The following is a 25715-nucleotide window of genomic DNA, read 5'->3' as shown; positions in this document are numbered from 1 at the left end:
TTTGGTCAACGGGGTGCTTCCCGTCATTGCCCGACTCCTTTGCGCGCAGGTGGCGAAGAACAATGTCATTTAAGTGACACATGACAATGATGGTGTGCAGGGCCGGGCGACTCAGCATTCTGTCGAACTGTTGAAAACGGCTTCCATGCGGCCGGTTTTTTCTGGAGTGACCCGATATGGATGGAATTGACAGTCACAAGCGCCTTGCTTTCCACAGCTCTGCTTCTTGTCAATCTCACCAGCATCCTGCTCGCTTCGTTGAAGCTGAAGCGGCCTGGCAGGATGGCGCCGCCAGCCGGCAAGGCGCCGCCGGTGTCGATCATCGTGCCGTCGCGCGGCGTTGAGCCGTTTGCCGAGGAAACGCTCGAGCGCGCCTTCTCTCTCGACTGGCCGTGCTACGAGCTCATCTTCTGCGTCGCCCATGCCGACGACCCGGTGGTCGGGCCGATTACCGATGCGATCGCCCGCTTTCCGGCCGTGCCGGCCCGGCTGCTCGTCGGCGACGATCGCATCAGCGGCAATCCGAAACTCAACAATTGCGTGAAGGGCTGGGAGGCCGCGCGCCACCACTGGGTCATCCTTGCCGATTCCAACGTCCTGATGCCGAGGGACTATGTCCAGCATCTGATGGCGGCATGGCGGCAGGACACTGGCCTTGTCTGCTCGACGCCAATCGGCTCGCGGCCGGACGGGTTCTGGGCGGAGGTCGAATGCGCTTTCCTCAACACGCTGCAGGCGCGCTGGCAATATACCGGCGAGGCGCTCGGCCTCGGTTTTGCCCAGGGCAAGAGCATGCTGTGGAACAAGCCATTGCTCGACGCCAATGGCGGCATCCGTGCGCTTGCTGCCGAGATTGCCGAGGATGCCGCTGCGACCAAGCTAGTCAACGGGCTCGGACTGCGCGTCAATCTCGTCGCCTCGCCTTTCGAGCAGCCGCTCGGTTTGCGCACATTTGGCGAAATCTGGTCGCGCCAAGCCCGCTGGGCATGCCTGCGCCGCGTCACCTTCCCCCTGTTCTTTGCGCCCGAAATACTGGTTGGCGCGGCGGTGCCGCTGGCGCTTGCGCTGGTTGCTGCGGCAGGCGCCGGCTTCAGCCTGTCGGCAACCGCCGTTGCCGTGCTGGTAGTCGCCTATCTTCCGGAATGCGCTCTCGCCTCGGCCAAGGGCTGGCACCTGTCGCTGCGCATTATCCCGGCGATGGTTGCGCGGGACGTGATGCTTCCCGCCATCTGGGTGCGCGGCTGGCTCAGCGGTGCCATCGACTGGCGCGGCAACACCATGACCATCCACACCAGCGCCGTTGCGGAATTGGAAGAGACCCCGTCGGGCGCCTGACAGCGCCTGCTTTGACGATTCGAGCGAAGCCGTTCAGCGCGTATCCCTATCTGGCGGCTTTCAAGGCCTGCTCGATGTCTTCGAGCAGGTCGTCGGTGTCCTCCAGGCCGACAGACAGCCTGAGCGTGCCCGGCCCGATGCCGAGTTCGGCGCGCGCCTCATCGCTCAGATTTTTGTGTGTCGTCGTCGCCGGATGGGTGATCAGGCTCTTGGCATCGCCGAGATTGTTGGAGATCAGCACGATATCGAGCGCGTTCTGGAAGGCGAAGGCCGTCTGTTTGCCGCCCTTGACGTCAAGGCAAATCAGCGTCGAGCCGCCCGACATCTGCTTCTTGACGACCGCCGCCTGCGGGTGATCGGCTCGGCCGGGATAGATGACGCGGGCGATCTCCGGCTGCTCGGCGAGGAAGTCCGCGATCCGGCCGGCACTTTCCGTTTGCTGGCGCACGCGCAGCGGCAGCGTTTCCAGGCCCTTCAGCAGCGTCCAGGCATTGAACGGCGACAGGCTGGGACCGGTGTGGCGGAAATAATCGTGCAGGTTCTCGTCGATCCACTTCTTGTCCGACAGGATGACGCCGCCGAGGCAGCGCCCCTGGCCGTCGATGTGCTTGGTCGCCGAATAGACGACGATATGGGCGCCGAGCTGCAACGGCTTCTGCTGCAAGGGCGTGGCAAAGACGTTGTCGACGATCAGCCGCGCGCCGATCGAATTGGCAAGCGAGGCAACGGCTGCGATGTCGACGACTTCCAGCGTCGGATTGGTCGGGCTTTCAAGGAAGAACAGCTTTGTGTTGGGCTTGACCGCCTTTTCCCAATTGGCGATTTCGGTGCCGTCGACCAGCGTCGCCTCGATGCCGTATTTCGGCGCCAGCGTTTCGACCACCCAGCGGCAGGAGCCGAACAGCGCGCGCGCCGCCACGATATGGTCGCCCGCCCGGGCACTGCACAGCAACGCCGCCGTCACCGCCGCCATGCCGGATGCGGTGGCGCGGGCATCTTCGGCGCCTTCCAGCGCACACATGCGCTTCTCGAACATGTCGACCGTCGGATTGGCATAGCGCGAATAGATGAAGCCCGGTTCCTCGCCCTTGAAGCGGGCTTCCGCCGCCTGCGCCGTGTCATAGACATAGCCTTGCGTGAGATACATCGCCTCGGAGGTCTCGCCGAAGCCGGAACGCAGCGTTCCCGCATGCACGAGTGCGGTCTGAGGCTTCCAGTTGCGCTTGTTGCTCGTCATTACCTTGTTCCAAACACCAAAAAGGTCCAAACACAAAAAAACCGGCCGCGAAAGTCGCAACCGGTCCATACGGCCTTTCGGCCCGACGGTCCTTTAGCGACTTGTTTAACGTGGCTGCAAGCCGACCGGCCAAATCACCACGGGATAACGACCCTTTAGACCCGCACCGCGCTTGCGTCAATTGCCGGCATGATTAAGAGGTTTGTACCAGCGGGTTCCGCGGCAGGAACCTGCGACAAAACGAGACCACGCCCGGCCTTCGAGCGGAGCCAGACTTTGCGGCAGACAGGCATTCTTCCCGATCAGGATATTTCCGCGCTGTTCCAGTCGGGCGCGCTGAAGTCGCCGCGCGCGCTTGATGCCGACCAGGTCCAGCCGGCCAGCCTCGACCTCAGGCTTGGCGACAAGGCCTGGCGCGTGCGCGCCTCGTTCCTGCCCGGCCCGAACCACAGGGTCGCCGAAAAACTCGACCGCCTGAAGCTGCACGAAATCAATCTCGCCGATGGTGCGGTGCTGGAAACGGGCTGCGTCTACATCGTGCCGCTGTTCGAGAGCCTGGCGCTTCCGGCAAACATTTCCGCCTCGGCTAATCCAAAGAGCTCGACCGGGCGGCTCGACATCTTCACCCGCGTGATGACCGATCGCGGCCACGAGTTCGACAAGATCGCTGCCGGCTACAACGGCCCGCTCTATCTGGAAGTCAGCCCGCGCACCTTTCCAATCGTCGTCCGCGCCGGCTCGCGGCTGTCGCAGATCAGGTTCCGCACCGGCAATGCGCTTTTGTCGGAAAGCGAGCTGCACGAATTGCACCGTGCCGAGACGCTCGTCGCCACCGAGCCACCGAATATTTCGGGCGGCGGCATCGCGCTGTCGATCGACCTCGATGGCGACAAGGACGGGCTGGTCGGCTACCGCGGCAAGCACCACACCGGCCTGGTCGATGTCGACAAGCGCGCCGCACAGGACGTCGTTGATTTTTGGGAGCCGCTCTACAAGAGCGGTGCCGGCGAATTGGTGCTTGATCCCGACGAATTCTACATCCTCGTCAGCCAGGAGGCGGTGCATGTGCCGCCGCTCTATGCCGCCGAAATGACGCCATTCGATCCGCTGGTCGGCGAGTTCCGTGTCCACTATGCCGGTTTTTTTGATCCGGGCTTCGGCCATTCGGCGGCTGGCGGCACCGGCAGCCGGGCGGTGCTCGAAGTGCGCAGCCACGAAGTGCCGTTCATCCTCGACCACGGCCAGATCGTCGGACGGCTGGTCTACGAGCACATGCTGAAGCGGCCGCAGGCGCTCTACGGCACAGATCTCGGCTCGAACTATCAGGCACAGGGCCTGAAACTGTCCAAGCATTTCCGCGCCGCGCGCTGATCGCCTATCACGATCAGACCGCGCTTGCCTGAACCCTGCGCGTCGTGCTTGGCTGTGCCCAGCCGTCAGCGTGGCTCTGAACCAAGGGAACAAAAAAGTGCAGATTTCAAGATGGATCGCATCGGCAGCAACAGCCGCCATGCTGGTGATATCAGCCGGGTCCTTGTCGGCGCAAGCACAGGAAAAGTTGAAGATCGCCACGGAAGGCGCCTATCCGCCGTTCAACACCATCACCGCGGATGGCAAGCTCGTCGGCTTCGACATCGACATCGCCAATGCGCTTTGCGCTCAGATGAAGGTCGAATGCGAACTTGTCACGCAGGACTGGGACGGCATGATCCCGGCGCTTCAGGCCAGAAAGTTCGACGCCGTCATCGCATCCATGAGCATTACCGAGGAGCGCAAGAAGCAGGTCTCTTTCACCAACAAATACTATACGACGCCGCTTTCGCTGGTGGCCTTGAAGGACAGCGATATTGCCTCGACCGAACCCGCCGCACTCGCCGGCAAGACAGTCGGCGCCCAGGCTTCGACCACCCAGGCCGACTATGCCCAGGACGTCTATAGCAAGGCCGGCGCCGAGGCGAAGCTCTATCCGACCCAGGAGGAGGCGGTCGCCGACCTGATGAACGGCCGTCTAGACGCCGTCCTTTCAGACAAATTCGTGCTGATGGACTGGATGAAGAAGTCGAGCGACGGCTGCTGCAAGATGGTCGGCGACGTCAAGAGCACTGAAACCGAAGCCGGTATCGCCGTGCGCAAGGAAGACAATGCGCTGCGCGAAAAGCTCAACGCCGCGATCGATGCGATTGTCGCCGACGGCACCTACAAGAAGATCCAGGCCAAATATTTCGACTTCGATATTTATTGAGGTCTAAGCTGCCGATCTCCCCGTTGTGGGGAGATCGAGCTGTTGTAACCCGTTCAAAGCGCCTTCACCGCCACCGTCACCGGTTGCTCGATCTCAAGCGGGTTGCGCAGCGGCAGGCCGAAATCCTTGGCCTCGATCTCGAAGACGTCGCCGGCTTCGGTCCTGATGCCGTCGGCGAAGGACAGTGTTGCCGTGCCGAACATGTGCACATGAACGTCGCCCGGCTGGCGGAAGGCCGAGTATTTGAAGTGGTGATGTTCGAGATTGGCAATGGTGTGCGACATGTTCGCCTCGCCCGACAGGAATGGCTTTTCCCATAGCAGCTTGCCGTCGCGGATGATGCGCGAGGAGCCCCGGACGTCGGACGGGAGTTCGCCGATCAGGATCTCCGGCCCGAACGAAGCGTTGCGCAGCTTGGAATGCGCGAGGAAGAGATAGTTCACGCGCTCGGTGACATGGTCGGAAAACTCGTTTGACAGCGTGAAGCCGACGCGGAACGGGGCGCCGTCGTCGCCGATGACATAGATGCCGGCGACTTCCGGCTCCTCGCCGGCATCCTGGGCGAAGGCGGGCGACAGAAGCGCCGCACCGGGCGCCACCGCCATGGTGCCGTTGCCCTTGTAGAACCATTCCGGCTGCACGCCCGTCTGGCCCTTGGCCGGCTTGCCGCCCTCCAGCCCCATGCGGAACATCTTCATGGAATCGGTGAGCTGCTCTTCGCGATCGGCATCGAGTTTCTTGTGCATGGCATCGCGGGTCGCGGCGGAGCCGAGATGCGTCAGCCCGGTGCCGGTGAGATGGAGATGCGCCGGGTCGGGATGGTTGATCGGCGACGATAGCCGCCCCTTCTTGTATGCGGCATCGAGGTCGACCGCTTCACCGAAGCCCTTGCGCTCGATGAGGGCGACAAGTCCGGTGCCGGTGCGCGCGGCCTCCATCGCCAGCGAATAGACGCTGCGGGCGCCGTTGATGATCCGGGTCTTGCCGCCGTTGCGGGCAACGACGCGGATGGTCTCTGCGTCGTCGAGGATCTGGGAGATCAGCATGATGTACCCTCTCTCAATTGCCTTTGGCCTGGCTGCCGGGTTGGCAAACCTTGACCAGCGCGGCTCGGATGGTATCCGCGCCACTGGTGAACTCTTCGTCCGGATTGCGCTCGCGGGCCCGGTCCCCTTGGGGACTTCTTTGCGCCGCCCGGCAGCGCCGCGATGTGACCCGTGCCTCCTCAAAGCGCGCCGCGTTTGAAAGGCGGCCTGCTTTAATCCCTAGTTTTTATGCATGCCGTTGTCCCAACACGCTGCACACGTTTGGCGACATGCATGAGTTCCCTCGCCCTCAAGCCTTGTTCTTGTTGTAGACGTCGAAGACCACGGCGCCGAGCAGCACCAGGCCTTTGACCACCTGTTGCCAATCGACGTTGACGCCCATGATCGACATGCCGTTATTCATGACGCCCATGATGAAACCGCCGACCACCGCGCCAATAACCTGACCGACGCCGCCCATCGCCGAAGCGCCGCCGATGAACACGGCGGCGATGACGTCGAGCTCGCTGCCGAGGCCGGCCGCCGGAACCGCTTGGCCAAGGCGCGCCGCTATGATCAGCCCGCCGAGCGCCGAGAGCACGCCCATATTGATGAACACCATCAGGGTCAGCCGCTCGGTCTTGATACCCGATAGCTGCGCCGCCTTGGCATTGCCGCCCATTGCGTAGATACGGCGGCCGACCGTCATGCGTTTGGTGACGAAGACGAACAGCGCGATCAGCACGCCCATCACTACGAGAACGATTGGCAGCCCTCTGTAGGTGGCGAATTGGTAGACCAGAAACAGCGCCAGAGCGCTGGTCACCAGGGTCTTGACGACGAACAGCGTGAAGGGTTCGGCTTCGTAGCCATGCCGCTCGCGGCTGCGCCGTGCCCTGAGCCCGAAATAGGCATAGGCGAGCACGGCGACGAGCCCGATCACGATCGTCGTCATGTGCAGCGTCAGGCCGCTGCCGACGATGGTCTTGCCGGCGGCGTTCACGACCGGCGGGATCAGCGTCAACGAGCCGATCACGTCGGGAATGAAGCCGGAGCTGAGCGCCTTGAAGCCGGCTGGAAGCGGCCCCACGGAAGACCCGCCACCCAGCAGCGCCTGGCAGATGCCGCGGAAGATCAACATCCCCGCCAGCGTGACGATGAAGCTCGGTATTCGATGATAGGCGATCCAGTAGCCTTGTGCCGCGCCGATTGCGCCGCCGACGATCAGGCAGATGATCGACACCACCAGCGGATTGCTGAAAGGGCCGAGAGGCCAGATGACCATCATCATCGCCGCCAGCGCACCGATGAAACCGGCGACGGACCCGACGCTGAGATCGATATGGCCGGAGACGATCACCAGCAGCATGCCCAGCGCCATCACGATGATGAAGCTGTTCTGCTGCACCAGGTTACTCAAGTTCACCGGCTTGAACAGCGTTCCGGATGTCGTGTACTGGAAGAACACCATGATGGCGATCAGCGCCAGGATCAGGCCGTATTCGCGCAGGTTGGTGACCAGCGCCGAGACGGCAACGCGCGGCCCCTGCTGCACATCTTCGGCGACGCCGCTTTTCGGGACGGGAGCGCTTTCGGTGCTCATGATGCTTTTCCTTCTCCGCGAACGATGGCGCGCATAATCTTTTCCTGGCTGGCATCGCTCGCCGCCATTTCGCCGACGATACGTCCTTCGTTCATGACATAGATGCGGTCGGTGATGCCGAGCAGTTCGGGCATCTCTGACGAGATGACGATGATCGCCTTACCCTCCGAGGCGAGACGCGCGACGATCGTATAGATTTCATACTTGGCGCCAACGTCGATGCCGCGGGTCGGCTCGTCGAGGATCAGCACCTCCGGATTGGCGAACAGCCACTTCGACAGCACCACCTTCTGTTGATTGCCGCCCGATAGATTGCCGGTCATCTGATAGACGCTGGAGGAGCGGATGTTGGTCTTGGCCTTGTAGTCGTTGGCGACGGCGAGCTCGCGCATGTCGTCGATCACGCTGTGGCGCGACACGCCGGGAAGATTGGCCAGCGTGATGTTGTGCTTGATGTGATCGATCAGGTTGAGACCGTAGGTCTTGCGGTCTTCGGTGACGTAAGCAATGCCGTGTTCCACTGCCTTGCTGACAGAGGAGACATCGATGGGTTTGCCCTTGAGCAGCACCTCGCCCGTGATGCGGCGGCCATAGGAGCGGCCGAACAGGCTCATCGCGAATTCGGTGCGTCCGGCGCCCATCAGCCCGGCGATCCCCACCACCTCGCCCTTGCGGACGTCGATGTCGATGCCCTTGATCACTTGCCGCTCGGCGTGGATCGGGTGATAGACCGACCAATTCCTCACCTGGAGCACGATCTCACCGATCTCGGGCTCGCGCGACGGATAACGGTCGTCCAGCGAACGGCCGACCATCGAGGTGATGATGCGGTCTTCCGAAATGTCTTTCTTAGGCAGCGTCTCGATGGTCCGCCCGTCGCGGATGATCGTGACCTTGTCGGCGACCCGGTTGATCTCGTTGAGCTTGTGCGAGATCAGGATCGAGGTGATGCCCTGCCGCTTGAATTCGAGCAGCAGGTCGAGCAGCGCCTGGCTGTCCTTTTCGGACAGGCTCGCCGTCGGTTCGTCGAGGATCAGCAGCTGCACTTCCTTGCTGAGCGCCTTGGCGATCTCGACCAGTTGCTGCTTGCCGACGCCGATATTGGTAATCAGCGTCTTCGGGTCTTCCTTAAGGCCGACCTTTTTGAGCAGAGCGCTGGTGCGCGCCTCGTTGGCGTCCCAGTCGATGACACCGTATCTGGCGTGCTCGTTGCCGAGAAAGATGTTTTCGGCGATCGACAGCATCGGAACCAGCGCGAGTTCCTGGTGGATGATGACGATGCCGCGGCGCTCGCTGTCGTGGATGCCCTTGAAATGGCACTCATCGCCGCGATAAACGATCTCGCCGTCATAAGTGCCGGATGGATACACGCCCGACAGCACCTTCATCAGCGTCGACTTGCCGGCGCCGTTCTCGCCGACAACGGCGTGAATCTCGCCTTCCTCGACGCTGAGGTTGACATTCGACAGCGCCTTGACGCCGGGAAACGTCTTGGTGATGTCACGCATCTCCAAAATCGTCGAGGCCATCAGGAATACCACTCCTCCGAGGTCCGGTAACAATACCGGGGTCGCTCGCTAACGAAAAGGGGTCCTGCGTTACGCAGGACCCCGGGTTTTACAACTGCGGTTACTTCAGTTCTTCGGCCTTGATGTAGCCGGAATCGACCACCAGCGCCTGGTAGTTTGACTTGTCGACCTCATGCGGCGTCAGCAGGATCGAGGGGACGACCTTGACGTCGTTGTTGTAGGTCTTGGTATCGAGGCCTTCCGGCTTGCCGCCCGAGAGCACTTTGTCGATAAGCTCAACCGTCGCCTTGGCGAGTTCGCGGGTGTCCTTGAACACGGTCGAGTACTGCTCGCCGGCGATGATCGCCTTGACCGAAGCGGTTTCGGCGTCCTGGCCGGTGACGATCGGCCAGGGCTGATCGGCCGTGCCGTAACCGACGGCGCGCAACGAGGCGATGATGCCGCGCGACAGACCGTCATACGGCGAAAGTACGCCATCGACGCGGCTGCCATCCGAATAATTGGCGGAGAGCAGATTGTCCATGCGGGCCTGCGCCGTCGCTGCCAGCCAGCGGAGCGTGCCGACCTTGTCCATGCCCATCTGGCCGGACTTCACGACGAGGGTCTTGTCGTCGATCAGCGGCTGGAGAACGGACATCGCGCCGTCGTAGAAGAAGAAGGCGTTGTTGTCGTCCGGCGAACCGCCGAACAGCTCGATGTTGAACGGACCCTTGTTTTCCGGATAGCCGAGGCCCTTGAGCAGCGATTTGGCCTGGATGACGCCGACGCCGAAATTGTCGAACGTGGTATAGTAGTCGACATTCGGGGTCTTCTTGATCAGCCGGTCATAAGCGACGACGACGACGCCGGCGTCAGCCGCCTTCTGCAGCGCGTCCGACAACGTGGTGCCGTCGATCGAGGCGATGATCAGCGCCTTCGGGCCCTTGGTGATTTCGTTTTCCAGCTGGCTGAGCTGATTGGGGATATCGTCCTGCGCATATTGCAGGTCGACAGTGTAGCCCAGCGCCTCGAGCTGGGACTTGACGGCGTCGCCGTCGTTGATCCAGCGCTGCGAGGTCTTGGTGGGCATCAGCACGCCGATGAGGCCTTCGCCTGCCTTCGCCGGGACCGTCATGGCCGCGATGCTAAGGGCCGCGACGGCGGCCAGTGTCTTGATGATCTTCACATTAACTCTCCCTGGTTGATGGACGCGCACCCTGGGTTTCGTGGGCCGCGCGATCGTGCAGGAGCGCCAAAACGCGCCGCTGCCGTCATATCGATCTCCGGTATCCTCCCAATCGGCCCTGAGACTCCGGTTCCAGTCGATGCGATTTTTCTCGCTGGCGACGGTCAAGCCTCAGGACGTGCGAAGGGTGTGGCTCTTTGCCATAACTGTCAAATGCGATCTTTGGTGGTTGCTATACCGAAACTGATATATTGAAAGCCGACGAAGACCTGGCCTGTTGCCGGCCGGCGACAAGTGGGGAGCAAACAAAGATCATGGCAGCGCTGCGGAATCCTAATGGACTTTCAGCCAGTTACGAAGAACCCCCCGGCGACGGAGAGACCCTGCTGCGCAGCGGCCTCAGCCTGCGCCACATGCGTATGATCGCAGCCCTCGATGACCATGGCCGGGTCAGCGCGGCAGCCCAGGTCATGAACATTTCCCAGCCCGCCGCCTCGCGCATGATCGCTGAGATGGAGGCGGTGCTCGATGTCAAGTTGTGCGAAAGGCTGCCGCGCGGCATCACGCTGACGCCCTATGGCAAGGCGTTGGCGAGGCGCGCGCGTTCGATCCTGCTCGAGATGCGTGAAGTCGACCGCGAGATATCCGAGCTCAAGGCGGGCAAGGGCGGCTCGGTATTCCTCGGCGCGGTGACCGCCCCTGCGATCGAGCTCGCCGTGCCGGCGATCCGTGAAATCCGGCGCATCTATCCGCGTATCGAGATCACCATGCAGGTCGAGACTTCCAATGTGCTGGCGCGCGAGCTGATCGCCACACGTCACGATTTCATCATCGCGCGCATCCCCGACGACCTTAATCCACGGCTGTTCGAAGCCCGGGTCATCGGCGTCGAAAAAGCCTGCCTGATCGTGCGCCGCGGCCACCCGCTTGCCAAGGGCAAGGCGGTGCGGCTGGAGGAGACCGCCGCCTACGACTGGGTTTTCCAGTCGGGCGGCTCGCCGTTGCGCCAGGCGATGGAAAGCAATTTCCTGAACCGCAACATCGCGCTGCCGGACCGCATCCTCAACACCAGCTCGCTGCTGCTCACCCTGGTCATGGTCGCGCAGTCGGACGCTATCGCGCCGGTGTCGGTCCAGGTGGCGAAATTCATCCAGAACCCCGACGGTCTGGCCGGCGCCATCGACGTCGTCCAGACCGAGTTCGATATCGAGGTCAGGCCTTACAGCCTGATCACCGTAAAAAATCGCGTGCTGTCGCCGGCGGCCAAGATGCTGCACGACTTCATTTTGAGAGAGGTAGGCTGACGGCGTTAGATCAAGCAATCCATTGCCAATCCGTTGGACAGCTATCGCAGCTACACGGCTCTTCGGTCATGTCGCTTCAATTCAGAATATCGCTCGAGCGAAGGAACCACACGGGGCCGTGCCGCGTCATAGAGGCGGGCTCTTGTTGCAGTCCCAGCGAGGCTCTCGATGATCAGGCTCCTCCTCGTGTTGGCCGCGATGCTTGCCTTGGCATGCGGCGGGGCGCGCTCGGCCAAACTGGACCTAGCCACCGTCAATCAGGCCCAGTTCGCCGCCGGCGAACCGAAGGGTGTCGATCCGACCGTGCTGAAGGCGCAGATTCTTTTGGATCGCGCCCGCTTCTCGCCGGGTCTGATCGACGGCCGCCTTTCACAGAACTTCACCAAGGCGGTTAGCGCCTTTCAGACGGCGAACGGCCTCCATCCCGACGGCAAGCTCACTCGGGAGACCTGGGACAAGTTAATGACAACCTCGGCCAACCCGGTGCTGGTCACCTATGAGCTGACGCGCAAGGATGTGCGCGGACCCTTCACCAGGCGTATTCCGGCTCGCATGGAGAGGATGGCCCGGCTGCGGCGGCTCGGCTATCGCAGCGCGGCAGAGAAGCTGGCGGAGCGCTTCCATATCAGCGAACAGTTGCTCAGGATGCTCAATCCGGGCATCGGCTTCAGGAAGGCCGGCAGGACCTTGGTGGTGCCTGATATTGGCCGGGGCGATCCTCCCGCTGGCGTTGCCCGCATCGAGGTCGACAAGGGCGCTCGCCTGGTTCGCGTGCTCGATCCTTCCGGCAAATGGCTCGCAGTCTACCCCGCCTCGATTGGGAGCGATGAAAACCCGGCGCCAAGCGGCATGGCGGAGGTCAGGCGCGTGGTGCGCAACCCGACCTATCACTATGATCCGGACTTCGCTTTCAAGGGAGTCAAGACCAAGCGGCCCTTCACCATCGCTGCCGGGCCGAACAATCCGGTGGGATCGGTCTGGATCGATCTCTCCATCGAAAGCTACGGCATCCACGGCACGCCCGAACCGGGCAAGATCGGCACGACCTTCTCGCACGGCTGCATCCGACTGACCAATTGGGATGCCGAAGATATTGGTTCCATGGTGCAGCCGGGCACGAAAGTCGAATTCAAGAACGGAATCGCCGATCCCTCCGACGAGCTTGCTCGGTAGGTGGCTACGCTATCAGGTGGTAGAAGACCCGTCCGACGAGCCCGGCAAACGATCGCGAATGGCTTCCTCGGTTCGCTTTGCGGTCGATTCCACAACTTTGCCGACCTTGCCTGCCAGCGTCTCGCCATCTCCACCCGAGCCTTGCCGGTCGGCCTCTTCCTTGACCGTTTCGTAGGCCTCGGCGGCAACTTGCTTTGCTTGCTCCAGACCCGTTTCGAAAACCTCCTCCGCACTGTCGCGAATTTTGTCGCGGTAGGCGCCAAGGTGCTCGTCCTCTGTGGCTGTGTGGGGCAGCATCACCCCGATGGCAGTGCCCAGCGCAAGTCCGACTGCGGCGATAGCCAGCGGTTCGCGCTCGAAGATCTCTTGTGCCGATTGGCGCGTCCGAGCCGCTATCTCGCTGGCGCTTGAGCCGAGCTGTCCGGCGGTTTTTGTCATGCTCTCCTTGGCGCCCGTTGCAGCGTTTGCTGCAGCTTCGGCCGCGCCGCTTGCTGCTGATGTAACCGAACCGGCGGTATCTGAGAGCATCGCCCCAATTCCCGACCCTTCGTTGCCCTGGCTGAAATCATCGCCGCGCAGGTCGGAGAAAGCGTCAGAAGCCGTGCCTGTCCGATAAGCGGCGGCAGCTGAGTTGGTTGCCGACCCGCCGTTGCCGAGCATCAGCCAGGCTAGGCCGGCTCCAATCAACGTCAGTGGCAACGGGTTGTCCCTGACTTGCGATTTGAGGTTGCCAAGCATGGCGGACCCCTCGCCGCCGGCGAACATTCCGGTAAATTCGTCGATCAATTGACCCGGTGTCATCTTGCTGCGGATCGAATCGGCCGTGTCTGCTACTTTCGCCCGGGCGATGTCGGCATCGCGTTCGAGCTCGGCTGCGGATTTGTCGCTCATCTTATTTGATCCTTGATCACGCGCGCGTCGCGCTTGAGTTGGTCTTGTGTGCGATCGGGCGTCAGCTCGGAAGGAGCCATGCTTTTCGTGCCAGAGCGCAAGAGAATGATTCCCAGTATCGCGACGACGATCCCGACCAGCAGCGAGGACCATCCCGCCCCCAGACCGGCACTCGCCAGGGCGATTACGAGTGCTTGCAAAAGCACCATCAAGGCCGCGAGAAGGCATATGGCGCCGGCCAGAATCTCGGCGGCGCCTGCGCCCGCCTTGCTAAGTTTTTCCGACATTTCGGCCCGCAACAGCCTACTTTCGGTTTGAAGCAGGGTTGTGACCTGCTGTGCCAGATCGCTGACGAGGGTTGCGAGGCCGCGACTTTCCTGATTGTTGGTCATGGGTTCTGCTCCAGGCTTGCGCCGGCCCAGTCATCGCCGGCCAGATCATCGCTGGCCAAGTCATCGTCGCGCTGGTTGGAACGGGCCGGCGTCGGCTCGGAGGCCTCTGCCGATCGCCACACGGACTCATCCGATTTCGAAGCCATTTCGGAAGCCCGATTAGTTCCCGATCGACTCTGTGTCTCGGCCCGAGCAGATGGTGGCGAGCTCTTGATAAACCGCCCCAGCGCCAAGCCTGCCAATACTGAACCGGCGATCAGCGCCCCTGAATTTTCGCGGCCGAACGACCGCATCTCGCCAAGAACATCTTCGAATGGTTTGTCCTTCAACGAAGATGAAAGGCGCTCAAGTGAGCCGGCGGCATCGAGGGTGAACTTCGAAGCGGTCCGTTGATCATTATTGGCCAGATGCTCGCTTGCTGCTCGCAAGGCTCCGCTAAAGGCTTTTAGGTTGGAGCTGATATCGCGCTGTGTTCCCTCGGCCTTGTCGAACAACGCCTGCTTGGCTTCAGCTGCGTAGTCGCCCGCCTTCCTGGTGAGTTCGTCGCGAGCGTCCTGTAGCGCCTCTGTCGCGGTCTGCGTTTCCTGCTCGAACCGCTCGGACAGTTCGCTTTTGGCTGTTTCGAAATCGGCCGGCTTACGGCCCTGATCGTCTTTGCGCTGCATTGTATTCTCCTAATGGAATCCGAGGAAGGAGAGGATCGCAAGCACGACGACGACAAGGCCGATGAGATAAATGACACTGTTCATGGTGGCAATCTCCTCCATTGCCTAACGAACTTGCGGGGGGCAAACAGGTTCCATCACTTCCAGCTAAATTAGCGATAGTGAAGCAACCGGCGAACCCGGTGAACTCTCTTGCAAATTCGCACGCGCCGTGTGCCAAAGACGCGGACTTAGGCCGTGCGGACATTGGTCCGCGCCTCTGCGCATTCGCCTCAGGGTTTAAGGTTAGTTAATGAGGCACCACGCCTAGCTCTCATTAAGGTCAAAGCTGACCGGAAGGCTATAGTCTATTGCACGATTAGCAATCATGTTCGCTAGGTCGGAATCAGAGACCGAACATGCCGGAACAATCTGTTTGAGCGCCTTAACGGCGAGCCCCGTCGAGATGAAACTATGGCGCCGCCTGCGAATATTTACATAATGTTCAATGAGATTTTCGAGTTCACGCATGTTCAATCCTTCTTTGACGTCAACCGTGTCAATTGAATCCAGCTGTAATCGATCCGGAGCGAGGGCTCATTCACATTGTTTAGTTGACGAGAAATCTTGATCGCATCAGCGCTGTCGCGTCCTGGCCGAGGCGGTCACCGCGGTTCATGGAAGAGATTTAGGTAGGTCGCATCAAAGTCGGCCAGTAAGGCCAATCGCTGGAAATCCAGGATAACAATCCTCCTGTCTTTCCAGCTAACCAGGTCCTTCGCTCGAAGTTCCTGCAGCGTCCGGTTCACGTGAACCACTGATAGACCAAGCACGTCGCCCAATTCCGCCTGGGTCAGTGGAATCGCGAACGTCTGGTCAGAGGCCAACCCAACTATTTCTAACCGGACATACAACTCACAAATTATATGTGCGAGATGCTGTTTGGCGGAGCGACGCCCGAGGCAGGTTATCCAAGTTCTTTGGATCGAGGCATCGATAGTCGTCGAAAGCCAGAGCATCCGGGTGAGGTGTGGACTGCCATCCATTGCTGTGAGCAGGTCTTTGTGTCGAATGAAAGCTACATCGCACGAACCCAGGGCGCTGACGCTGTGATCCATCACTTTTAGCAGTAAACTATGCAGGTCGACAAAGTCTCCCGGCACGTGAATTGCCGTTATTTGACGCTTTCCTTCCCGAATAGCCTGGTTTCGAACTGCGAAACCATTGGCGACAAGACAGCTTTCGGCGGGGCGGGAACCCTCCCTGACGATCTCCTCATCGGGTCCGAAAGTTACCGGTCGGACCGGAAGAGCCTCGATAAGCGCGATTTCGCCTGGCGGCAGCGTGTCGCGGCGGTCGAGCATGCGAACCAGGAGGTCTTTGCCGATCATCGCGGCGCCTTTTGACCAGCAACGCGGATCAGCATCTTTTGTTGCCGCCTCTCATTAGAATTACGTTATGTTCTATCTGGCTATGCGCCGCCGACCTAGACCCAATCGGGTGGGCAACCTGTGCCTGCCGACGCCGGCTCGACTTCATTCCGCCGATGATGCCTACCTTGGTAGCCAAGCCGCCCCAAGGTGACGACTGGATTTACGAGGCCAAGTTCGACGGCTACGCTCGCAGCTCGTCGTCAACCTCAATCCCTTTCAGGGTAAGCTGGAGCGGGTAGCGGGAATCGAACCCGCGCGTTCAGCTTGGGAAGCTGACAAGCTACCATTACATCATACCCGCGCGGCAGCCTCGTTACCACGCAAGCCGGCGTTCGGGCAACCGTTAAGCGTGCACTCGTGCCTCCGGCGTTGCAACATAAGTTGGCGAGCAGACAATCCGGCCAACCCGCCATCCGCGACAACTGGATTCGGCGACTGCCTTGATGCCAGCGCGGCAAGTGCGTATTTCTGACCTGTACCGAATCGGGGTAACCGAATCTGGAGATACGCCTTGTCCGCACTGACGCGCTTTCTCGGGGATTCGCCGCTCCGGGTGTTCCTGAAGCTGCTGGTGGTATCGTTCCTGGTCGGCCTTGTCATGAGCGCTTTCGGCTGGTCGCCGGTGGATGTGCTATACGGCATCCGCAATTTCTTCGTCGATCTCTGGAACCTGGGCTTCCGCGCTATTGACCGTTTCCTCGGCTACATCCTGCTGGGCGCGGCGATCGTCATTCCTGCGTTCATCCTGCTCAGGATCGCCAACTATCGGAAATAGAGCATGACCCCGAGCCGAAGGTCAGTGTATCAAAAGTGGACCGGCTTTTGCTCCGCTGACCTGTGGTTCGGCAGGGAAATCCTAGAAGGCCGTCAGGCGAAGCCTGACGCCACTTCGAACAGGATGGAATGGCGCGCGGCGAGGGCCGCCACATCAGTCGAATAGCCGCCGCCGATAACGCCGCAGACCGGGATGCCGCGCGCGCGGAAATGGCGGATCACCATGTCGTCGCGGGCGCGCAGCCCCTCGCTCGACAGCGACAACCTGCCAAGCCGGTCCTCGGCATGAACGTCGACCCCGGCATTGTAGAAAACGATGTCCCAGCGCGCCTTGGCGGTGAGTTCCGGCAGGACGCCGCCCAACCTTTCGAGATAGGCCGCATCGCCGGTGCCATCGGGCAGGGCGATGTCGAGGTCGGAAGAGATCTTGCGCATTGGATAGTTGCGGTCGCCATGCATGGAAAAGGTGAACACGCGCCGCTCCTCGCCAACAATGTCCGCCGTGCCGTCGCCCTGATGCACGTCGAGATCGACGATCAGGATGTTGCCGGCGGCAGCTTCGGTAAGCAGCACCAGTGAAGCCACGGCAACATCGTTAAAGGTGCAGAAGCCGGCGCCTTGCGCGCGCCGCGCATGATGGCTGCCGCCGGCGGTATTGCAGGCGATGCCGTTCAGCAACGCCAGCCGCGCTGCCAGCACGGTGCCGCCCGTTGCGAGCTGCGCCCTGAGCGAGACCCGCGGGCTCACCGGAAAACCGATCTCGCGCTCGATGTTTTCAGGCACTTCGCAGGCCAGCACCTGGTCGACATAGCCGGCGTCATGGGCAAGCTTCAACCATGATGCCGGCGCCGGTTCGGGCACGTTGAGAGCGGCGGGGCCGGTCAGTCCGCGCGCGCCCAAGGCTTCCATCAGCAGCTTGTATTTGCTCATCGGGAAGCGATGGTTCACGGCGAAGCCGGCGTCGTAGTCGGGATGATGAACGATCTGCAGGGGCATGAGGGTGGTTTTCGGCAGGTGCGCCAGAGGCGGGTTTCGGTTGGCCGTGGCGGGATGAGTGGTTGCGCGGCGTCCGGAAACTGGGCCACATCGGCTGTTCGATCAAGCTACGATGGGGAAGCGGGTCCTGGATCAGGTGTCAGCAGCGGCCAACGGCCGGTCTTTCGTCGTCACCAACCGCTCGGTGCTCGCCATCGCGGTGCCGATGACGCTCGCCTATCTGACGACGCCGCTGCTCGGCATCGTCGACACCGCGGTGGTCGGGCAGTTGGGCGACGCTGCAGTTCTCGGTGGCTTGGCGGCGGGCGCCCTGGTCTTTGACGTCGTCTTCACCTCCTTCAATTTCCTGCGCTCCGGCACCACAGGCCTTGTCGCCCAGGCTCTCGGCCGTGGCGACGAGCTCGAGGAACAGGCGGTGTTCTGGCGCGCCGTGCTGATCGCGGTCGTCGCCGGCATCGTGCTTGCCGCACTTGCGCCACTGGTCGCCATCGCCGGACAATGGTTCATGGCTGCTGAGCCGCGCGTCAGCGAGGCGATGGCCGTCTATATCCGCATCAGATTGCTCGCCGCACCGTTCTCGCTGATCAACTACGCCATCCTCGGCTATGTGCTGGGCCGCGGCGAGGGCGGGCTGGGACTGATGCTGCAATTGGTGCTGAACGGCATCAACATCGCGCTCTGCATCCTGCTGGGGCTGGAACTCGGCTGGGGCGTCGCCGGCGTCGCCTGGGCGACCGTCACCGGTGAATTCGTCGCCATGCTGCTTGGCCTGGCGATCATCGGCCGGCGTTTCTGGGCAGCGCCCCGGCTGCCGCGCCATCGCATCCTCGACCTGTCGGCATTCCTGCGCATGATGTCGCTCAACCGCGACATCATGATCCGGTCGTTTTCGCTGCTCGCCGCCTTCGCGCTGTTCACCCGCCAGGGCGCACAATTCGGCACGGTGACGCTGGCCGCCAACGCAGTGCTGATGAATTTCTTCCTCATCGCCGGCTATTTCCTCGACGGTTTCGCCACGGCAGCCGAACAGCTCGCCGGGCGTGCCGTGGGCGCGCGTGCCGCGGTGCAATTCCGGCAGGCGGTGCGGCTGACCCTGTTCTGGGGCTTCGGGCTGGCGGCCACGGCGACGCTTGTCCTTTTGCTGGGCGGTACTGATCTGGTCGCGCTGATCACGACGTCACAAGACGTTCGCGCCGTTGCCGACATCTATCTGCCCTGGGCGGCGTTCACCGCGCTCAGCGGCGTGCTGGCGTTTCAGATGGATGGCGTCTTCATCGGCGCGACCTGGTCGCGCGACATGCGCAACATGATGCTCTTGTCGTTCCTTGTCTTCAGCGCGGCCTTGCTCATCCTGGCGCCGGCCTTCGGCAATCACGGCCTGTGGGCGGCGCTGCACGTCTTCCTGCTGGTGCGCGGCTTCAGCCTGCTTGGCATTTTGCGCGTGCGGATGCGGACGGCGTTTTAGAGCGACTTCGGGTTAGAGCGGCTTGGACGCCCATTGATTGAGGCTGCTATCGCGCAACTCGCGCAGCGACTTGAGCCGTTGCTTGTCCGCGAACCGGACCATCCCGGCAAGAATGCGGCCCGGCAGTGCAGGCCCGGCATAGATCATGCCGGTGTAGAGCTGGACGAGATCGGCGCCGGCGCGGATCTTTTCCAGTGCCGTATCAACAGAATCGACGCCGCCAACGCCGATGATGGCGCGGTCCGGGCCAAGCAGTTTCCGCATCTTTGCCAGCGCGATGGTCGAGCGCTCGAACAACGGTTTTCCCGAAAGCCCGCCGGTCTCGCCGGCAAGACCGGCGCTGCGCAGCCCCGGCCGCGCGATGGTGGTGTTGGAGACGATGACACCGTCTATTGCCTTCTCGGTGACCTCGGCGGCGATATCCTCCAGTTCGGCCTCGACCAGGTCCGGCGCGATCTTGAGGAAAACGGGCGGCTGCGCTGCAGCTGCCGTACGTGCGGCCATGACGCGCGATAGGAGCTCGCCAAGCTGTTCACGGGCCTGCATGTTGCGCAGACCCGGCGTGTTCGGCGAGGAGATGTTGACCGTCAGATAGTTGGCGTATGGCGCAAACTTGACAACGCCTCGTTCATAGTCACTGACGCGGTCGGTGCTGTCCTTGTTGGCACCGATATTGACTCCGACGATGCCGGCGCGGCCCTTGCGGGCGGCAAGCCGTTCTTCGGCGGCCTCGTGGCCCTCATTGTTGAAGCCCAGTCGGTTGATCACCGCTTCGTCCGATGTCAGCCGGAAGATGCGCGGCTTCGGGTTGCCGGCCTGCGGCAGCGGCGTGATCGTGCCGACCTCGGCAAAGCCGAAGCCGAGGCCAAGCAGCGCATCGGGAACCTCGGCGTTCTTGTCGTAGCCGGCAGCCATGCCGAGCGGATTGGGGAAATCGATGCCGCAGACGCTGACTTTCAGCCTGTCGTCGCGCACGGGGCGTCGGGCGACCGGCAGCCCGCATTTCAGCGCGGCGATCGACAGGCCGTGGGCGGCTTCCGGATCGAATGCGAACAGGAACCTCTGGCCGAGCCGATCGAGCACGCTCATTCGGCCTCCAGCGTCGGGAATTGGTGCAGGCCATCGGTGCCGAGCGGCAATGGTTGCACCCAGACGACGGCCCTGAGGTCGAGCGGACCGTAAAGATGCGGGAACAGCGCACCGCCGCGCGAGACCTCGTATTTCAGCGCATCACGCAGTCTGGCGCCATCGACGGCGACCAGCAGCAGCCCGGTCTGCCCGGCAAAGTGTTTTGCCGCCGTTTCCTCGGCCTGGTCGGCGGTGGAAAAATGGATGAAGCCGTCGGCGAGGTCGATCGGCGCGCCGGTGAAGCGGCCATTTCTTTCAGCCTCGCGCCACAGCGGTTCAGGTACTATCTTGTAGATAATCTGAGACATGATTGCGCTATAGTCCGAACCAACCATGCGGGGAAGGGTGCGCCAGAGTTCTTCCCCATTTCCGGCGCAAACATGCGATAAATTGCGCTTACTGGCCCATGGAGGACAATATGCGTCCGCAGCACGTCTTAATCCCCGCAGCGCTCGTCTCGCTCGTCGCGGCATCGGCCTTTTCCGAGGAAGCAGACCGCTACCGGCTGGAAAAGTCGGCCAACGGCTATATCCGCATGGACACGCAGACCGGTGCTATGTCGATCTGTGAGGAGCGTTCCGGCCAGCTCGTCTGCAAGATGGCGGCCGATGAACGCGCCGCCTTCCAGGACGAGATCGACCGGCTGCAAAATTCGGTGAACGCGCTCGACCAGCGGGTCGTCAAGCTCGAGAACTCGCTTGCTGCCCGCTTTGAGTCGACGATACCCAGCGAGGAGGATTTCAACAGGACGATGAGCTACATGGAGCGCTTCCTGCGCAGCTTCATGGGTATCGTCAAGGACATGGAAAAGGACAGCGGCGAGGATGGCGCCAAGCCCAATTCACAAAAAACCTGAGCACGATTCAACCGGGGGGAACACCGGCGCATAGCCTTTGCCGCTTGAAAACGGCTGATATCGCCGCATAATCGTTCGACTGATCCCGTAAGAAACAGACAATCATCAATGGGATTCGGGGAGGAACATGTGCCGTCGGGCTACACTTTCGTCATCGCTGACGACCATCCGCTTTTTCGCGGCGCGCTGAGAGAGGCGCTTGCCGGCATCGGCAACCTCGCCGGCATTCACGAGGCCGGCGATTTCGAAAGCGCCAAGGCGCTGGTCGTGGCCAATGAGGACGTCGATCTGGTGCTGCTCGACCTGTCTATGCCGGGCGCGAGTGGCCTTTCCGGTCTGATCTCGCTGCGCGGCATCCATCCGACGGTGCCACTGGTGGTGGTGTCGGCGCATGACGACCCGGTGACCATCCGGCGCGCACTCGATCTAGGCGCTTCGGGTTTCATCTCCAAATCGGCCAGCATGGAGGAGATCCGCAGCGCCGTGCAGTCGGTGCTTGCCGGCGATATCGCCGCGCCCACCGGCATCGATCTCGGCGTCGAGCGCGATCCCGAGATATCCGATCTGATCAAGCGGCTGCAGACACTGACGCCGCAGCAGACGCGCGTGCTCGGTATGCTGGGCGAAGGGCTGCTCAACAAGCAGATCGCCTATGAACTCGGTGTCTCCGAAGCGACCATCAAGGCGCATGTCTCGGCCATTCTGCAGAAGCTTGGCGTCGACAGTCGCACCCAGGCGGTGATCCTGCTGTCCAAGATCGGCAGCGACCCGCTGCCGGCAGCCAGCTGAACCTTTGGCTCAGTGTCAACAGGAAGATTATGACCGCTACTCGGCCGCCGACGCCAGCGGCCTGACCCTGGCCATCATCGAGCGCAGCACCGCTGGTTTGAGCGGCTTGTTGATCACCGGCACGTCGAGCCTGCCGGCGGTGGCGCGCACCTCGCTCGAGCGGTCGGCGGTGACCAGCACGGCCGGCATGTCCTGGCCGTGGGTCGCGCGCAGTTTAACGATCGCGTCAAGGCCGGTCTCGCCGTCGAGATGGTAGTCGGCAAGCACGATGTCGGGGCGATGCATGCCGGACCCCTCGATATCCCCCGAGCCGGCAAACGTGTCGACGCTGCAGCCCCAGCCTTCGAGCAGCAGCCGCATGCCGTCGAGAATGCGGGCGTCGTTGTCGATGCAGAGCACGCGGAGCCCGGCAAGCGAAGCAGCAGTGCGGACCGGCGCCTTCGCCTCGACCTCGCGCCGCGGCTGCTGCACTGCCGCGACCGGCAGGATGACGGAAAAGCGCGTGCCCTTGCCCGGGCTTGAAAAGATCCGAAGTTCGAGGCGCAAGACGCGAGCGATGCGGTCGACGATGGAAAGGCCGAGCCCGAGGCCGTCAGCTTCGCGCGCACCCTCGTCGAGCCGGGTGAATTCGTGAAAGACCGTGTTCAGCTTGTCGGCGGCAATGCCGATGCCGGTATCGATCACCTGGATCTCGGCCAGTTCGCCGCGACGCCGCACGCCGACCAGGATGCGGCCATGGCGGGTGTATTTGATGGCATTGGATACGAGATTTTGGATCAGGCGGCGCAGCAGATTGCGGTCAGTGGTCACGCTGAGCGACGATGGCATGATCGTCAGGCTGAGTTTCTTCTCGGCGGCAAGCGGCTGAAAGTCGTTGCCGATCTGGCGCAACAGTTCGTCCAGGCTGAAGGCCGTATCGTCCGGCTTCATCGCACCGGCATCGAGGCGGGAAATGTCGAGCACCGCACCGAGAATGGTCTCGACCGATTCCAGCGAGGATTCGATGTTGATCGCAGCCTTGCCCGCAGGTCCCTTGCCGGCCTTTTCGATCAGCGATGAGCAATAAAGACGAGCAGCGTTCAGCGGTTGCAGGATGTCATGGCCGGCGGCAGCGAGGAAGCGCGTCTTGCCGAGATTGGCCTCCTCCGCCAGCATCTGCGCCTGTGCCAGCTCCTCGTTGACGCGCGTTAGTTCGACGGTGCGGTTCTTGACGCGCTGTTCGAGCGTTTCATTGGCGCGCTTCAGCGCCAGGTCCTGCTCGACGCGTCCGGAAATGTCGGCATAGGTGGCGACGATGCCGCCGTCCGGCATCGGGTTGGAGCGCAACTCCAGGATGCGGCCGCTGGTCTTCAGCTCCATCTGCCAGGGGCTGACGAAGCTGGTGAGGCGGTTGAGCATCGCCACCCGCTGGTCGGCTGGAATGTCGCCGCGCTCGGCCAGATGACGCAGGATCCGGTCGAGCGAGACGCCCACCTGTCCCATATCGTCGGGCAGGTCGAACAGCGCCCGATATTGGCGATTCCAGCAGATCAGCCGGAAATCCCTGTCGAAGACGGTGATGCCCTGTTCCATCTGGTCGAGCGCGATCTGCAGCAGGTCGCGGTTGTGCTGCAGCGCCTCGGTGGCGTCGTCGAGCAGGCGGAAGGCGTCCTTGGATTCGCGATCGTTGCGGCGCAGCAGCAGCGACAGGATCAGCCGCGCCGAGGAGGAGCCGACGGCACTTGCCAGAAGCTGCTCGGAGAAGCGGATGACGTCCATGCTGGCCTGCTCGTTGCCGTGCAGCGAAGCGCCGTTACTCTTTTCGAACGACTGAAAGGACCGTTCAGTGCGTTCGACGCCGAGGTAGCGCGCGATGGTGTCCTTGAGGTCGTTGACGGTGACGGTGGTGCGGAAGCGGCGCAGGCTCGGCATCGGGCTCGCCTCGCGCGGCACGAAGATCGACGCCTGGATGCGCTCCAGCGGCACCGACGCGCGCGACAGCGAGCCGAAGACGAAGAACAGCGTGTTGACCGACAGGCTCCACAGGACACCGTGGTTCAGCGGCTCGGCGACGGTGCCGAACAGCGCTTGCGGGCGCAATGCTTCGAAACCGAACAGGCCGTGGACGACGATGCCGGTATCGGACGCGGCGAGCGAAGGAAGCAGCAGCGTATAGCTCCAGACTACGATGCCGGCGACCATGCCGAGTGCCGCCCCCCTGCCGTTGGCGCCGCGCCAGATCAGTCCACCGATCAAGGCCGGCGCGAACTGCGCGATGGCGGCGAAGGACATCAGGCCGATAGAAGAGAGCCGCGCGCTGTCGGTGCTCTCGCGATAGTAGAGGAAGGCGATGAACAGCATGATGAAGATCGCCGCACGTCGCACGTTGAGGATAAGCGCTGACCAGTCCTCGTTCTCGGACGTCGTGGTCTTGAGCAGGCGACGCACAAACAACGGAATGACGAGGTCGTTGGAGATCATGATCGACAGCGCGACGCTTTCGACGATCACCATCGCGGTCGCCGCCGACAGGCCGCCGATGAAGGCGGCCATGGCCAAAACATCGTGACCGCTGAGCAGCGGCAGCGACAGGACATAGAGGTCGCTGCTGGTTCTGGTGCCGACCAGCGCCAGGCCGGCGAGCGCGATCGGCAGCACGAAAAGGTTGATCGCCACCAGATAGAGCGGAAACACCCATGTCGCGGTGCGCAGTTCGGCCTCGCTGCGGTTCTCGACGATCGTGACGTAGAACTGGCGCGGCAGCATGATGATGGCGAAACCGCTCAAACATGTCAGCACTAGCCATGTGGCGAGCGATGTACTGTAGCCCATCGCCTGCTGCACTTGCGTATTCTCGGCGAGCTTGTCGACCATATCGCCCGGGCCGCCGAAGGTCAGAAACGTCACCATCAGGCCGATAGCCAGGAAGGCGGCGAGCTTGACCACGGTTTCCACCGCTACCGCCAGCACCAGCCCATCCTGGTGTTCGGTGGCGTCGGCATGGCGCGTGCCGAACAGAACCGCAAACAGCGCAAGCAGCATGGCGACGACCAGCGAGATGTCGCTGACGAAGGGATCGAACGAAGGTGGCGAGCCGGTGTAATGCTCGACCATCAGGCTGACCGAACCGGAAATCGCCTTCAACTGCAGCGCCATGTAAGGTACCGCGCCGATCGTCGCGATCAGCGTGGCGATGGCTGCTACGGCAAAACTCTTGCCGTAGCGGGCGCCCAGGAAGTCGGCAATCGAAGTGATCTTCTCTGTCTTGGCCAACCTGACGATGCGCCGAAGCAGCGGAAAGCCGAACACGAACACCAGCACCGGGCCGATATAGATGCCGAGGAATTCAAGGCCGCGCTCGGAGGAAAGGCCGACCGAACCGAAGAAGGTCCAGGAGGTGCAGTAGATCGCCAGGCTGAGCGCATAGATGAAGGGCCGGGCCCGGTCAGGCCCGGATGTCGTTGAGCGCCGGTCGCCGAGACTGGCGATAACGAACAACAACGTCACATAGGCGATCGCGATGATGACAATGAACCAGCCCTGCACGGCCCGATAATCCTCCCTTGCCGATTTGCGTCCGGCCTGCTGAGACGCAATCACAGCTTGGCGATCAAGTCCATCGCGGCTTTCGGCGCAGGATGGCTCGGCTTCGGGAAATTGGCCGGTGGAAATCGGTCTCTTGCCAATGCTGCAACCGCAGGTTTTTGCTATCGTGGCAGTGGGGCCGAACGAAGCGGGCAGAGGCGGCGGCCTGG

General features: G+C 62.2%; 23 protein-coding genes, 1 tRNA gene and 1 riboswitch. Of the genes, 9 read left to right on the top strand and 15 right to left on the bottom strand.

Annotated elements, in window-relative coordinates; genetic code table 11:
• Positions 1-180 precede the first annotated feature (180 nt).
• On the top strand, positions 181-1335 hold the full coding sequence (locus NKH36_RS10650) for a glycosyltransferase (RefSeq protein ID WP_352961747.1): 1155 nt from the start codon (positions 181-183) through the stop codon (positions 1333-1335).
• Between the two features lie 46 nt (positions 1336-1381).
• Here NKH36_RS10650 and NKH36_RS10645 read toward each other — a convergent pair whose 3' ends face one another.
• Positions 1382-2572, bottom strand: a complete 1191-nt coding sequence (locus NKH36_RS10645) for an O-succinylhomoserine sulfhydrylase (RefSeq protein ID WP_352961744.1) — start codon at positions 2570-2572, stop codon at positions 1382-1384.
• Positions 2573-2645: 73 nt separating this feature from the next.
• Positions 2646-2723, bottom strand: a riboswitch (SAM riboswitch).
• Between the two features lie 125 nt (positions 2724-2848).
• Here NKH36_RS10645 and NKH36_RS10640 point away from each other — a divergent pair.
• Both NKH36_RS10640 and NKH36_RS10635 read left to right on the top strand, forming a co-directional pair.
• Positions 2849-3943, top strand: a complete 1095-nt coding sequence (locus NKH36_RS10640) for a 2'-deoxycytidine 5'-triphosphate deaminase (RefSeq protein ID WP_095493537.1) — start codon at positions 2849-2851, stop codon at positions 3941-3943.
• A 97-nt stretch (positions 3944-4040) separates the two neighbouring features.
• Positions 4041-4814, top strand: a complete 774-nt coding sequence (locus NKH36_RS10635) for an ABC transporter substrate-binding protein (RefSeq protein ID WP_352961740.1) — start codon at positions 4041-4043, stop codon at positions 4812-4814.
• A 53-nt stretch (positions 4815-4867) separates the two neighbouring features.
• Here the strand turns inward: NKH36_RS10635 and araD1 are convergent, their stop codons facing one another.
• The 4 genes from araD1 to chvE form a co-directional block, all read right to left on the bottom strand.
• Entirely contained in the window at positions 4868-5860 is a 993-nt protein-coding gene (araD1, locus tag NKH36_RS10630; protein ID WP_352961737.1) for an AraD1 family protein, read from the bottom strand.
• 289 nt (positions 5861-6149) lie between these two features.
• Positions 6150-7442, bottom strand: a complete 1293-nt coding sequence (gene mmsB, locus NKH36_RS10625) for a multiple monosaccharide ABC transporter permease (RefSeq protein WP_352951334.1) — start codon at positions 7440-7442, stop codon at positions 6150-6152.
• Positions 7439-8971: a multiple monosaccharide ABC transporter ATP-binding protein gene (gene mmsA / locus NKH36_RS10620; protein WP_352961734.1), complete on the bottom strand. Its 1533-nt coding sequence runs from the start codon at positions 8969-8971 to the stop codon at positions 7439-7441. Before mmsA ends, mmsB begins: the two co-directional genes overlap by 4 nt.
• A 100-nt stretch (positions 8972-9071) precedes the next feature.
• Positions 9072-10136 (bottom strand): multiple monosaccharide ABC transporter substrate-binding protein, encoded by a 1065-nt coding sequence (gene chvE / locus NKH36_RS10615; RefSeq protein ID WP_352961731.1) that lies wholly within the window; start codon positions 10134-10136, stop codon positions 9072-9074.
• Positions 10137-10450: 314 nt separating this feature from the next.
• On the opposite strand from chvE, the gene NKH36_RS10610 reads away from it, so the two are divergent.
• A complete protein-coding gene (locus NKH36_RS10610) occupies positions 10451-11440 on the top strand; it encodes a LysR family transcriptional regulator (protein WP_352961728.1) in 990 nt (329 codons plus the stop codon).
• 168 nt (positions 11441-11608) lie between these two features.
• On the top strand, positions 11609-12613 hold the full coding sequence (locus tag NKH36_RS10605; RefSeq protein ID WP_352961726.1) for a L,D-transpeptidase family protein: 1005 nt from the start codon (positions 11609-11611) through the stop codon (positions 12611-12613).
• A 12-nt stretch (positions 12614-12625) separates the two neighbouring features.
• Here NKH36_RS10605 and NKH36_RS10600 read toward each other — a convergent pair whose 3' ends face one another.
• The 6 genes from NKH36_RS10600 to NKH36_RS10575 form a co-directional block, all read right to left on the bottom strand.
• The gene (locus tag NKH36_RS10600; RefSeq protein ID WP_352961723.1) at positions 12626-13504 is read right to left on the bottom strand and encodes a hypothetical protein; all 879 of its coding nucleotides are present in this window, start codon (positions 13502-13504) and stop codon (positions 12626-12628) included.
• Complete coding sequence (locus NKH36_RS10595) at positions 13501-13896, bottom strand: phage holin family protein (protein ID WP_352961720.1); 396 nt, start codon at positions 13894-13896, stop codon at positions 13501-13503. The genes NKH36_RS10600 and NKH36_RS10595 overlap by 4 nt, the downstream gene beginning before the upstream one ends.
• Positions 13893-14561, bottom strand: coding sequence for a hypothetical protein (locus tag NKH36_RS10590; RefSeq protein ID WP_352961718.1), 669 nt, complete (start codon positions 14559-14561; stop codon positions 13893-13895). Before NKH36_RS10590 ends, NKH36_RS10595 begins: the two co-directional genes overlap by 4 nt.
• 306 nt (positions 14562-14867) lie before the next feature.
• A complete protein-coding gene (locus tag NKH36_RS10585; RefSeq protein ID WP_352961715.1) occupies positions 14868-15071 on the bottom strand; it encodes a hypothetical protein in 204 nt (67 codons plus the stop codon).
• 134 nt (positions 15072-15205) lie between these two features.
• A complete protein-coding gene (locus NKH36_RS10580) occupies positions 15206-15931 on the bottom strand; it encodes a Crp/Fnr family transcriptional regulator (protein ID WP_352961712.1) in 726 nt (241 codons plus the stop codon).
• Positions 15932-16200: 269 nt separating this feature from the next.
• Positions 16201-16274 (bottom strand) — tRNA-Gly (locus tag NKH36_RS10575).
• A gap of 210 nt (positions 16275-16484) precedes the next feature.
• Here NKH36_RS10575 and NKH36_RS10570 point away from each other — a divergent pair.
• Positions 16485-16748 carry a DUF6460 domain-containing protein gene (locus NKH36_RS10570; RefSeq protein ID WP_352961709.1) on the top strand — a complete coding sequence of 88 codons (264 nt, stop codon included), beginning with the start codon at positions 16485-16487 and terminating at the stop codon, positions 16746-16748.
• A 92-nt stretch (positions 16749-16840) separates the two neighbouring features.
• Here NKH36_RS10570 and NKH36_RS10565 read toward each other — a convergent pair whose 3' ends face one another.
• Positions 16841-17743, bottom strand: coding sequence for a histone deacetylase family protein (locus NKH36_RS10565; RefSeq protein ID WP_352961706.1), 903 nt, complete (start codon positions 17741-17743; stop codon positions 16841-16843).
• 112 nt (positions 17744-17855) lie between these two features.
• Here NKH36_RS10565 and NKH36_RS10560 point away from each other — a divergent pair, with 112 nt between their 5' ends.
• The gene (locus tag NKH36_RS10560; protein ID WP_352961704.1) at positions 17856-19208 is read left to right on the top strand and encodes an MATE family efflux transporter; all 1353 of its coding nucleotides are present in this window, start codon (positions 17856-17858) and stop codon (positions 19206-19208) included.
• Between the two features lie 12 nt (positions 19209-19220).
• Here the strand turns inward: NKH36_RS10560 and NKH36_RS10555 are convergent, their stop codons facing one another.
• Both NKH36_RS10555 and NKH36_RS10550 read right to left on the bottom strand, forming a co-directional pair.
• Positions 19221-20297 carry a quinone-dependent dihydroorotate dehydrogenase gene (locus NKH36_RS10555; RefSeq protein WP_352961701.1) on the bottom strand — a complete coding sequence of 359 codons (1077 nt, stop codon included), beginning with the start codon at positions 20295-20297 and terminating at the stop codon, positions 19221-19223.
• A complete protein-coding gene (locus NKH36_RS10550) occupies positions 20294-20644 on the bottom strand; it encodes a DUF952 domain-containing protein (protein WP_352961699.1) in 351 nt (116 codons plus the stop codon). Before NKH36_RS10550 ends, NKH36_RS10555 begins: the two co-directional genes overlap by 4 nt.
• A 110-nt stretch (positions 20645-20754) precedes the next feature.
• On the opposite strand from NKH36_RS10550, the gene NKH36_RS10545 reads away from it, so the two are divergent.
• Together NKH36_RS10545 and NKH36_RS10540 are read left to right on the top strand one after the other, a co-directional pair.
• Positions 20755-21192 carry a hypothetical protein gene (locus NKH36_RS10545; protein WP_352961696.1) on the top strand — a complete coding sequence of 146 codons (438 nt, stop codon included), beginning with the start codon at positions 20755-20757 and terminating at the stop codon, positions 21190-21192.
• A gap of 129 nt (positions 21193-21321) precedes the next feature.
• Positions 21322-21981, top strand: a complete 660-nt coding sequence (locus tag NKH36_RS10540) for a response regulator transcription factor (protein WP_352961769.1) — start codon at positions 21322-21324, stop codon at positions 21979-21981.
• Positions 21982-22017: 36 nt separating this feature from the next.
• Here NKH36_RS10540 and NKH36_RS10535 read toward each other — a convergent pair whose 3' ends face one another.
• The gene (locus tag NKH36_RS10535) at positions 22018-25506 is read right to left on the bottom strand and encodes a hybrid sensor histidine kinase/response regulator (protein WP_352961693.1); all 3489 of its coding nucleotides are present in this window, start codon (positions 25504-25506) and stop codon (positions 22018-22020) included.
• Between the last annotated feature and the right edge of the window lie 209 nt (positions 25507-25715).

This window comes from Mesorhizobium sp. M1312 (assembly GCF_040318115.1).
In the GTDB taxonomy this organism is placed as follows: domain Bacteria; phylum Pseudomonadota; class Alphaproteobacteria; order Rhizobiales; family Rhizobiaceae; genus Mesorhizobium.
Note: the sequence above shows the minus strand (reverse complement) of the source record. Positions and strands in the feature narration are given on the sequence as shown.